Origin of the sequence: Paractinoplanes polyasparticus, from assembly GCF_019710575.1 — a bacterium.
Classification (GTDB): domain Bacteria; phylum Actinomycetota; class Actinomycetes; order Mycobacteriales; family Micromonosporaceae; genus Actinoplanes; species Actinoplanes polyasparticus.
On the sequence record NZ_JAHWFK010000022.1, the window covers coordinates 96,824 to 106,528 of the forward strand.

The 9,705-nt window shown below is 73.7% G+C and carries 7 protein-coding genes; 3 read left to right on the top strand and 4 right to left on the bottom strand.

Annotated features, from left to right (window positions below; translation table 11 throughout):
- Positions 1-14: 14 nt before the first annotated feature.
- The 3 genes from KXC43_RS21775 to KXC43_RS21785 all read right to left on the bottom strand — a co-directional run bounded on the left by KXC43_RS21775 (position 15) and on the right by KXC43_RS21785 (position 4,467).
- The gene (locus KXC43_RS21775) at positions 15-2,186 is read right to left on the bottom strand and encodes an RICIN domain-containing protein (RefSeq protein WP_221377955.1); all 2,172 of its coding nucleotides are present in this window, start codon (positions 2,184-2,186) and stop codon (positions 15-17) included.
- A gap of 194 nt (positions 2,187-2,380) precedes the next feature.
- Entirely contained in the window at positions 2,381-3,760 is a 1,380-nt protein-coding gene (locus tag KXC43_RS21780) for a HAMP domain-containing sensor histidine kinase (protein WP_221377969.1), read from the bottom strand.
- A 17-nt stretch (positions 3,761-3,777) separates the two neighbouring features.
- Positions 3,778-4,467, bottom strand: a complete 690-nt coding sequence (locus KXC43_RS21785; RefSeq protein ID WP_221377956.1) for a response regulator transcription factor — start codon at positions 4,465-4,467, stop codon at positions 3,778-3,780.
- A gap of 96 nt (positions 4,468-4,563) precedes the next feature.
- On the opposite strand from KXC43_RS21785, the gene KXC43_RS21790 reads away from it, so the two are divergent.
- The 3 genes from KXC43_RS21790 to KXC43_RS21800 all read left to right on the top strand — a co-directional run bounded on the left by KXC43_RS21790 (position 4,564) and on the right by KXC43_RS21800 (position 7,411).
- Positions 4,564-5,460, top strand: a complete 897-nt coding sequence (locus tag KXC43_RS21790) for an ADP-ribosylglycohydrolase family protein (protein WP_221377957.1) — start codon at positions 4,564-4,566, stop codon at positions 5,458-5,460.
- 113 nt (positions 5,461-5,573) lie between these two features.
- A complete protein-coding gene (locus tag KXC43_RS21795) occupies positions 5,574-6,878 on the top strand; it encodes a GGDEF domain-containing protein (protein ID WP_221377958.1) in 1,305 nt (434 codons plus the stop codon).
- On the top strand, positions 6,875-7,411 hold the full coding sequence (locus tag KXC43_RS21800; protein ID WP_221377959.1) for an HIT family protein: 537 nt from the start codon (positions 6,875-6,877) through the stop codon (positions 7,409-7,411). The genes KXC43_RS21795 and KXC43_RS21800 overlap by 4 nt, the downstream gene beginning before the upstream one ends.
- 8 nt (positions 7,412-7,419) lie before the next feature.
- Here the strand turns inward: KXC43_RS21800 and KXC43_RS21805 are convergent, their stop codons facing one another.
- On the bottom strand, positions 7,420-9,579 hold the full coding sequence (locus KXC43_RS21805; RefSeq protein WP_221377960.1) for an elongation factor G-like protein EF-G2: 2,160 nt from the start codon (positions 9,577-9,579) through the stop codon (positions 7,420-7,422).
- Positions 9,580-9,705 lie beyond the last annotated feature (126 nt).

Genomic DNA, 9,705 nt, shown 5'->3' on the forward strand with positions numbered 1-9,705 from the left:
GCCTTACCTCCCGCCTAGTCGGGTACCGCCGTCCAACTCTGATAGCGCTGGCCGTTGCCTGTCTGCAGGACCAGCACGCGGTGCGCGCCGAAACGCTGATCGCCCACGCCGGCCACGAGGTCGCCCTCGATGGTGCGCAGGGTGAAGCCGTACGCGGAAGCCTGCAGCACCCACCGGGCCGCCGTGTTGTCGCAGGCGGACTGCACCAGCGGGACGCCGGCGGCCGCGTTGCCGCCGAGCGGGCCCACGCACCTGCCGGTGGCCCGCGAGACCATCGTGTAGGTCTTCCGGCCGGCCGGCACCAGCTTCCACTGCTGCTGGGCGTCGTCGTCGTTGCTGCCGAGGGTCAGCGGGGTGCCCAGAGCCGTGCGGGCGCCGTAGAGGTCGGCCCCGCCGCCGGTGAGCGCGTTGGTCAGCGTGAACCACGAGTTCTGCGCGGGGCGGGCGGCGGGCGCCGTCTCGGCCGTGGCCTTCGCGGTGTACCGGGCTCCGGACTTGACGGTCACCCGGTATTTCGCGTCGGGCTTGAGGCCGATCAGCCGGGCCCGGGTGGCCTTCGTCGTCGCGACCGGCTGGCCGTCGACCGACACCTGGTAGGTCGCCCGGGCCGAGGCGGCGCTCCAGGTGAGCCGGACCGAACCGCTGGTCGCGTCCCGCACCTCGAGGACTGCCTGCACCGGTTCGGCGACGCCGTTGGCGGGCTCGGTCGGGGGCGTGGTGGTGGTCGCCGCCACCGGCAGCTCCGGCACCTCGGCGCTGGGCGTCTCGACCGGCGCGGTCGGCTCGCCGGTGGTCGCCGGCTCGCTGGGGGTGACCGAGGGCGAGGGCGAGACGTCGCCGACCGCGGGTTCGGTGCGGCTCGGGGTGGGCTCGGGGCTCACGCTGGGGGTCGGCTCGGCCGGGGCGGAACTGGGCGCGGTGGTCGGCTGCGGACCGCCCTCGGCGTCCGGGATGTCGTCGCCGCCGTCGCTGCGCAGCAGGAACTCGCTGCGCGCGACGTTCCAGTTCTCGTCGAGGTAGCTGCCCGGCTTCGGGTTGGTGTTGAAGTAGTCGTCGTTGCCGCAGTCGAGCCGGATCTCGTTCTTCTTCGGGCAGACGGTGCGCACCTTCTTGCCCGAGCGGTCGGGCCCGCACAGCAGGTCGTACTCGTCCAGGCAGCCACCGGCGCCGCTCGAGTTGGGCGAGCCGATCAGGGTCGCGCCCAGCGAGTAGGTGAGCTCGTGGGCGGCCATGGCCGAGCTCCAGCAGCCGGCGTCGACCCGGCTGTAGGAGGGGCCGCCGTTGTTGCGGTTGCCGAGCCCGGGCCGCCGGTCGGCGATGTAGGTGGCGATCCCGCAGTAGACCTTGGCGTCCGCGAAGACCAGGTACTTGCGGTCGGTGCGGTTGTAGCCGAGCTTGCGCAGCTCGTCGATGTTGCGGGTGAACGAGGCCAGGCCGCCCGCCGGCAACTCGACCTCGGAGACATCGACCCGGCACTGCGGCGTGGTCACGAAGCGCACGTGGCGGGAGCCGCCGGTCTCGGCCGCGCTCGCGTCGAAGATCTGGTCGACGCCGACCGACCAGGTGCGGATCGAGCCGAGGAAGTCGCCGTAGCGGCTCGGGGTGCCGAACTCGTGCAGGTAGAGCACCTGGACGCGCTTGCCGCTGCGCCCGTCGCCCTCGCAGGCCACGTCGTGCGCGCCCATGATGAAGTCGGCCTCGCCGGGCGCTGCGTCGGGCACCAGGGCCGGAGCGTCGGCGGTGAGCGCGCTGCCGCCCTCGTCGCGGGCGATCTCGGCGTCGGACGGGGTGACGGCGGCGCTCTCGCGGGCCGGTTGCTTCGGCTCGGGCGCCTTCGCGGTCACCGGGGTGACGTCGCGGCGCACCTCGAGCCCGGCCGGGGCCTCGTCGGGGCCGTGCGTGCAGGTCTGCTGGTCGAGCTGGTAGGAGCCGGCGCACAGCGAGCCCGCCTTGGCCGGCTTGAGTCCCTCGTAGACCAGGCCCTCGGCGGGCTGGTCGGCCGGCAGGGAGGTGAGCGAGAGGCTGCGCGAGCCGGAGTTGCCGGTCACGGTCTCGACCACGCTCGGGCCCACGACCCCGCCGACGCCCAGCAGCGCCAGGCCGAGGGCGACCGGCAGCAGCCGGTGCGGCTGCCGGGAGACGGCCCGGCGGTGGCCACGCGGGACCAGCCGGCGGTGCGTGGACACGACCTCTCCTTGACTGGCGGGGGCGCGGTGGGAGGTGGTTATGGGGGTACCACCTCTCACCGCGCGGGAGCTTCGCCAGTTCGGGGTCGCGGGCGCGGAACCGGGAAGCCGGATGGGATCGGTGGGAACCTTGCCAGTCCGGCCGCGGGAGCGGAACGCCTTTAATACAGATCTAAGCAAGAACTCGGTCCGCTTCACTCGGATCGGGCGGGGCGGCTCGCGCGTTCGCGGGCCAGGCGCCCCACGAGGCCGAAACGGCTGGCCTGCTTCGGGGTCGCCTCGGCGTCGGCGAAGAGCATCACGACGCTGGCGCCGCCCATGGCCGCCCGGTCGAGGCTGACCGAGCCGCCGGTGGACTGGGCCGCCCGGCGGGCGATGTCGAGCCCGAGGCCGGTCGATCCCTGATTGCTCTGGCCACGCTGCATTGCCTTCTCCGGATCGGGGATGCCGGGCCCGGCGTCGTCGACACGGACAGCGACCCAGCCGTCGCGCCGTGAGATGCCCACCTCGAACGCCGTGCCCTGGGGGGTGTAGCGGAACACATTACCCAGAATCGCGTCGAGAGCGGCGGCCAGTTCCGCCCGGGCCACCGGGACCGGGATGCGCAGCTGCGCGCCGACCACGCGGTAGTTGCGGTTCTGGTCGCCGGCCAGCGCCGACCAGAAGGTCATCCGCTCCCGCACGACCTCGCTGACGTCGCACACGCCGGTCTCGGGCGCGGCCGCGACCTGGGCCGCGACGGCCTGGCGGGTGGTGTTGATGAGCTCGTTGACCTCACCCTCGAGCGTGACGATGGCCTGCCGGATGCGCCGGATACCGCGGCGGCGGTCGATCTCGTCGGGGCTCAGGCTGATGATCTGGGTGTCGTCGGGGTCGAGGGCCTCGGCGTCGAGCCGCAGCGCGGTCAGTGGCGTCCGCAGCCGGTGCGACAGGTCGGCAACCATCTCGCGCTCGCTGGTGCGCGAGGTGACCAGGCGGTCGGCCATCCGGTTGAACGCGTACCCGGCCTCGGCGAGCTCGCGCGGGCCGGAGGGCTGGATGCGGACGCCGAGGTCACCCCCGCCGACGGCCATCGCCGCCTGCACCAGGTTGCGGGCCGAGGTCACGGCGCCGCGGGCCAGCCGGTCGACCACGATGACACTCGCCGCGACCAGCACGGCCGCGATGCCGAGCAGCAGCCACCAGGCGCCCTCGCCGCCGTCGAGGTCGCTGTCGGGCACGAAGACCTCGACCACGGACGTACGACCGGCGACCGTGATCGGCTCGAGCCGGACCAGCCCGCCGTCGACGTTCTCGGTGACCGTCGAGCCGCTGGTCGCGGCGTGCCGCACCTCGTCGCCGGGGGCGCGGCCGCCGGCTGTCTCGCCCGGCCGGTGCACCGTCACCCGGTCGCTCACGCCGGCCAGGGCGGCAGCCAGCCCCTTGGGGCCGGCGCCGGCCGACAGCGCCCCGACTATCCGGGAGCTCTGCCGCTCGGCCGCCGCGAGCACCTGCTCACGGTGGTCGTGGCGCAGCTCGAAGCCGAGCGGGACGAGAAAGGCGAGGGCGGCGACGGTGGTCGTGGCGGCGGTGATGTAGGCCAGGCGGCCTCTCAGTCCGGCGCCACCAACCGGAATCCGACCCCCCGCACGGTGCGCAGGTAGCGAGGTTTCGCCGCGGACTCGCCCAGTTTCCGGCGTAGCCAGTACAGGTGCACGTCGATCGTCTGGTCCTCGCCGACCGATGGCTGTCGCCATACCTCCTCCAACAGCTCGCGTCGCGACACCACCCGGCCCGGCCGGGCGGCGAGATACGCGAGCAGGTCGAACTCCTTGCGGGTCAGCGCGAGCGTCTGCTCGGCCAGGGTGGCGCTGCGCTCGCCGACGTCGACCCGCAGCTCGCCGACCTCGTGCACGGCCGGCTGGGCGGTGCGGCTGGCGCGGCCCACGCGCCGCAGCACGGTGGCGATGCGGGCGTCGAGGTGGGCGCCGGTGAACGGCTTGACCATGTAGTCGTCGGCGCCGGCCCGGAGCAGCCGCACGACGGTCTGCTCGTCGTCACGCGCGGTAGCGATGATGATCGGCACGTCGGTGATGCCGCGGAGCATGCGCAGGGCGTCGGAGCCGTCGAGGTCGGGCAGCCCGAGGTCGAGCACGACCAGGTCGGGCGTCTCGGCGGCGACCCGCCGGAGCGCGTCGAGCGCCGTGCCGACGGCGTGCACGGCATGCCCCCGGTCGGCGAGCGACCGGAGCATGGCGCCGCGCACGACGTGATCGTCTTCGACGAGCAACACCGTGGCCATGCGAAGAAGGTACTGCCCCGGGCAACCAGCTCCTAACCGGTGATGCAGGGACACCCTTCGATCACTGAGCGTGACAAGATATCGTCTGTTGTGCCGATGTCGTTCACTCTTTTTCCCGGTACGCGCCTCGCGCTGGCGCTCGAGAGCCTGGCCGGCCTGAGCGTCGGTGACGCGCTGGGCGCCCAGCATTTCGTCACCCCGGTCGACCCGGCCCAGCCACCGGCGGCGCCCTGGCCGTGGACCGACGACACCGAGCAGGCGTGCTGTCTGGTCGCCGTGCTCGCCGAGGGCGACTTCGACCGCGACGCGTTCGCCGACCTGCTGGGCCGCCACCACGATCCCTACCGGGGCTACGGTCCGGGCGCGGTCGTGATGCTGCGCGAGATCCGCAACGGGCTGCCGTGGCCGATCGCGGCGGCGGCCGCCTTCGACGGGCAGGGCTCGGCCGGCAACGGCGCCGCCATGCGAGCCGCCCCGCTCGGCGCCTGGCACGCCGACTCGCTTGCCCACGCGGCCGCGCAGGGCGCGCGGGCGGCCGAGGTCACCCACGCCCACCCCGAGGGCATCGCCGGGGGAGTGGCGGTCGCCGTGGCGGCCGCGGTCGCGGCAGCGGGCCGGCTCGACGGCCACCGCCCGGGTCTGCTGGGGGCGGTGGCCGCGCACACGCCCGACGGCCTCGTCCGCGACGGTCTGCTGGCGGCCGGCCGGTTCCGCGATCCGCTCGAGGCAGCGTACGAGCTCGGCAACGGCGCCCGGGCGATGGCGCGCGACACCGTGCCGTTCGCCGTTTGGGTGGCCGACCGGTTCCTCGACGACTATCCGGCGGCCATCGCGGCCTGCCTGCGCGCCGGCGGCGACGTGGACACCACGTGCGCGATCGCCGGCGGCATCGTGGCCGCCCACACCGGTCCCGACGGCATCCCGCCCGACTGGCTCGCCGCGCGCGAGCCACTGCCCACCTGGCTGGCTGCCGCCACCGCGACCGGCGAATAGCCGTCGCCGCGGCGACGCTGCTCACCTGGCCGGCCGCCGGCACGGCGACCGGCGAACGACCCGTCGTCGCGGCTCGGCGAAACAATCCCGTTCGCTCCCGGCACCTTCCTCAGGTGGGGCGGCGCCGAGCCGAATCGGCCTTCATGTCCCGGGTCCGGAACCTCATCGCCGGCAGCGGTCTCGTCGTCGCCGCGGCGTGGTCGTTGTCCGAGCCCACGTGGATCGACATCGTCCAGGCCGTGAGCATCCTCGCGCTGCTCCTCGCGGTGCTGCGCATGCGCGCCGCGCGGGACGCGGACCGGCGTGCGCTGCGCCGCGGTGCGGCCCGCGAGCAGGTGCTCAGCGAGCTGGGCACGGCCCTGATCCACACCACCGACCCGGCCGAGGTGCGCCGCCTCGCTGTCCGGGCCGCGGGCACGCTGCTCGCGGAGTGCCCTGGCGCGCGGGCGACCATCCTCGAGATCGGCGACGGCGCGTTCACCGGGGCCGTCGGGGTGCGCGCCGACGCTCCGCGCGGGCGCACAGTGGCGGACGTCGGGGTGCGCGCCGACGCTCCGCGCGGGCGCACGGTGCCGGCCGTCGGAGCGACCACGGAGTTGATCGACCGGCTGCGCGCCGGTGAGGTGGTGGTCGTCCGCAACCCGGACGAGCTGGGGTGCGCCGGCCTGGAGCCGGCGGCCGACCGCCCGTACACGCTGCTGCCGCTGACCGGCGGTGACCGATTCTCGGGCGTGCTCGCCGTGAGCGCCGAGGGCGAGCTGCCGGCCGAGGTCCTCCCGTCGTTGCAGGCGCTGCGCGCTCAGGTGGCTCTCGCGCTGGCCGGTGTCGCGCTGACCGCGGAACTGACCGATCGGGCCCTGCGCGACCCGCTGACCGGGCTCGGCAACCGGGCGATGCTGCGCGAGCGGATCGGCGAGGCCCTGGCCCGGTCGAAGCGCACCGGCCGCCCGGTCGGCACGCTGCTGCTCGACCTCAACGGGTTCAAGCAGGTCAACGATCTGCACGGGCACAACGTGGGCGACCGGCTGTTGCAGGCGGTCGCCGAGCGGCTGCGCGGGTGCGTGCGCGAACAGGACACCGTCGGGCGGCTCGGCGGTGACGAGTTCGTGGTTGTCACCGAGGATCTGACCTCGGCTCGGGACGCGCTCACCGTGGCCGGGCGGATCGTGGAGGCGCTCGACGAGACGATCCCGGCGGGGGCTCGCCGGCTGCGGACGCCGGCCAGTGTCGGGGTGGCGCTGTCGCACGCCGGCCTGACCAGCCCGGACGACCTGCTGCGCCTGGCCGGCGCCGCGATGCACGAGGCCAAGCGCCGGGGCGGCGGCTTCCTGTTGCACGGAGCACCCGCCGCGCAGCCGCTGTCGCCGGCCGCGCAGCCGCTGTCGCCGGCCGCGCAGCCTCTAAGCTCGGGCGTGTGAGTGACGAAGCCGAGCACGTCGAAACCGGGGAGCCCGACGGTCTGGAGCGGCTGTGGACGCCGCACCGGTTGGGCTACGTCACCGGCGAGGAGCGACCCGACGGCGGCTACGAGAAGCCGTCCGGCTGCCCCTTCTGTCAGGCGCCGGCCGCCGACACGCTTGTTGTCGCCCGTGGTGAGCTCGTGTTCGCCGTGCTCAACCTCTATCCGTACAACCCGGGGCACCTCATGGTCTGCCCCTACCGGCACGTCGCCGACTACACCGACCTCACCGACGACGAGACCGTCGAGCTGGCCGCCTTCACCCGCACGGCGATGCGCGTGATCCGCACGGTGAGCACCCCGCACGGCTTCAACCTGGGCATGAACCAGGGCGCCGTGGCCGGCGCGGGCATCGCGGCCCACCTGCACCAGCACGTGGTGCCCCGGTGGGGCGGCGACGCGAACTTCATGTCGGTGGTGAGCCGCACCAAGGTGCTGCCCCAGCTGCTCGACGACACCCGGCGGCTACTGCTCAAGGCGTGGCCGGCCTAGGGTCCGCGTCACCGTGCGGCGGACTCCTTCTTCGCGCTCTCGGCGAGGTGCGGCGGCATCGGCTCGTGGCGGGCGTACGTACGGGTGAAGGTGCCCGCCCCGGACGACAGCGCGCGCAGCTCCACGGCGTACCGGATCAGCTCGGTCGCCGGCACCTCGGCCCGCACCAGGCTGTACGAGCCGGTGTCCTCGTTCTCGGTGCCGAGCGGTCGCCCCCGGCGTCCCGAGAGGTCGCTCATCACCGCCCCGACATACGTCTCGGGCACCCGGACGACGATCTCGTCGATCGGCTCGAGCAGGGTGACCTGCCCGGCCGCGGCCGCCTCGCGCAGGGCCAGGGCCCCGGCTGTCTGGAACGCGGCGTCCGACGAGTCGACGCTGTGCGCCTTGCCGTCGAACAGCGTCACCCGCACGTCCACCACCGGATATCCAGTGGCCAGCCCGCGCTCGAGCTGGGCCCGCACCCCCTTCTCGACCGAGGGGATGTAGTTGTGCGGCACCGCGCCGCCGACCACCTTGTCGACGAACTCGAAACCGGACCCGCGCGGCAGCGGCTCGACGTGGAGGTCGCAGACCGCGTACTGCCCGTGGCCGCCGGACTGCTTCACGTGCCGCCCGTGGCCCTTGGCGGCCGAGCCGAACGTCTCGCGCAGCGGCACCTTGACCGGCTCGGTGTCGAGCTCGACCCCGCCCGAGCGCAGCCGCTCGAGCACGACGTCGGCGTGCGACTCGCCCATCGTCCACAGCACCAGCTGGTGGGTGTCGGCGTTGCGTTCGAGCCGCATGGTCGGGTCGCCGGCGACGAGCCGGGCCAGGTTCTTGGCCAGCGCGTCCTCGTCCGAGCGGGTCTTGGCGACCACGGCGATCGGCAGCAGCGGCTCGGGCATCGACCACGGCTCCATCAGCAGCGGCTGGTCCTTGCTGCTGAGCGTGTCGCCGGTCTCGGCGGTGCCCGACTTGGTGATCGCGCAGATGTCGCCGGCGATGCATGACGACACCTCGCGCAACTGGGCGCCGAGCGGGGAGTAGACGTGCGCGACGCGCTCGTCGGCGTCGTGGTCGGGGTGCCCGCGCTCGGCCAGGCCGTGCCCCGAGACGTGCAGCGTCTGTTCCGGGCGCAGGGTGCCGCTGAACACCCGGACCAGCGAGACCCGGCCCACGTGCCGGTCGATCGTGGTCTTGACCACCTCGGCCACCAGCGGCCCGTCGGGGTCGCAGCGCAGCGGCGGCCGCGGTGAGCCGTCGACCCCGGTGACCACCGGCAGGTCGTGCTCGAGCGGCGAGGGCGCGCCGCTGACCAGGCCGTCGAGCAGCGCGTCGAGACCGACGCCGGTGCCCGAGCAGACCGGGATCACCGGATAGAAGTTGCCCCGGGCGACCGCCTTCTCGAGGTCCGGCAGCAGGGTGTCGGTGCTGATCAGCTCGCCGCCCAGGTAGCGGTCCATCAGGGTCTCGTCCTCGCTCTCGGCGATGATCCCCTCGATGAGCGCGTTCCGGTCGTCGGCGATCGGGTTCAGGTGTTCGGGCTCGGCCTCGCCGACCCGCGGCGGGTACCCCTCGGAGTAGTCGAGCACCCGCAGCGTGACCAGGCCGATCAGGCCGGCCACGGACTGGCCGTCGTCGCCCAGCATGGGCTGATAGATCGGCATGACGTTCTCGCCGAAGGCCTCCTGGATGGTGGCCAGGGTTTCTTCGTAGTCGGCCCGCGGGTGGTCGAGCCGGGTGATCGCCACCGCCCGGGGCAGGCCCACCGCGGCGCACTCGTCCCAGAGCGCCACGGTGGCGTCGTCGACGCCGTCGACGGCCGAGACGACGAAGAGCGCGGCGTCCGCGGCCCGCAGGCCGGCGCGCAGCTCACCGACGAAGTCGGCGTAGCCCGGGGTGTCGAGCAGGTTGATCTTGACGTCCTGATGCACCAGTGGCGCGCAGGCCAGCGCGACCGAGCGCTGCTGCCGCACGGCGGCCGGATCGTGGTCCGACACCGTGGTGCCGTCGGTCACCGAACCGGCCCGGGAAATGGTTCCGGTGGCTGCCAGCAGGGCTTCCACCAGCGTGGTCTTGCCCGCGCCGGAGTGTCCCACCAGCACCACGTTGCGTACTCTGCCGGGCTCAGTCACCACCGGCGCGGCCGCGCCGTTGAGCCCCTTCTCCGAGACCTTCTGCGCCATGCCGGTCGCTCCTGCCATTCCGAGGTCTTCTGCGGCAGGCCATCCGGGGGCCGGTCGCTCCTGCCATTCCGAGGTCTTCTGCGGCAGGCCATCCGGGGGCCGGTCGCTCCTGCCATTCCGAGGTCT